We start from the raw sequence: 797 nt of genomic DNA, 5'->3' as shown, positions 1-797 counted from the left end.
TTTGCCTGCCCGCGTGCGAGTCATGGGTATGCGCACAGGAATATCTCTCACCGTCTCGCCTTCTGACCATCGGCGTTTGGTTGCCTTGGTCAAAGACCGTAACAGCCCGCAGAAGCACGTCTGGCGCGCCGAGATCGTGCTGTTGAGCGCCGACGGCGCCGGCACGATCGAAGTCATGCGGCGGACCGGCAAGTCCAAGACCTGTGTGTGGCGCTGGCAGGAGCGCTTCGCCACTGAAGGCTTCGAGGGGCTACTGCGTGACAAGACGCGGCCCTCGCGCATTGCGCCGCTCGGGCCCGAGATCGCCGAGCGCGTGATGGCGCTCACGCGCGCAGATCCTCCCGGTGAGACGACGCACTGGACCGCCGACATGATGGCGCAGGCTGCTGGCATCAGCGCCAGCGCAGTGCGCCGCATCTGGAAGGCGCACGGGCTGCAGCCAAACCGCTGGCGGCAGTTCAAGCTCTCCAACGATCCGAAGTTCGTCGACAAGTTGCGCGACGTCGTCGGCCTCTATGTCGATCCGCCGGCCCACGCCATCGTGCTGTCGGTCGACGAGAAGAGCCAGATCCAGGCGCTCGACCGCACCCAGCCCGGCCTGCCCATGAAGAAGGGAAGGCTCGGCACCATGACGCACGACTATAAGCGCAACGGCACGACCACACTGTTTGCCGCCCTCAACGTGCTCGACGGCACCGTGATCGGCAAGAACATGCAGCGACACCGCCATCAGGAGTTCATCCGCTTCCTCAACGCCATCGACGCGCAAGTGCCGGCCGGCAAGGCCGTCCACGTCA

Annotated in this window: 1 protein-coding gene; it reads left to right on the top strand. The window is 65.2% G+C overall.

Going from position 1 to position 797, the window contains the following annotated elements:
- Window positions 1-28: 28 nt before the first annotated feature.
- A partial coding sequence (locus EN859_RS35125; RefSeq protein ID WP_135913591.1) for an IS630 family transposase occupies window positions 29-797 on the top strand: 769 nt, incomplete at its 3' end.

The sequence above is a fragment of the Mesorhizobium sp. M00.F.Ca.ET.216.01.1.1 genome (assembly GCF_004010325.2).
Taxonomy (GTDB): domain Bacteria; phylum Pseudomonadota; class Alphaproteobacteria; order Rhizobiales; family Rhizobiaceae; genus Mesorhizobium.
Note: the sequence above shows the minus strand (reverse complement) of the source record. Positions and strands in the feature narration are given on the sequence as shown.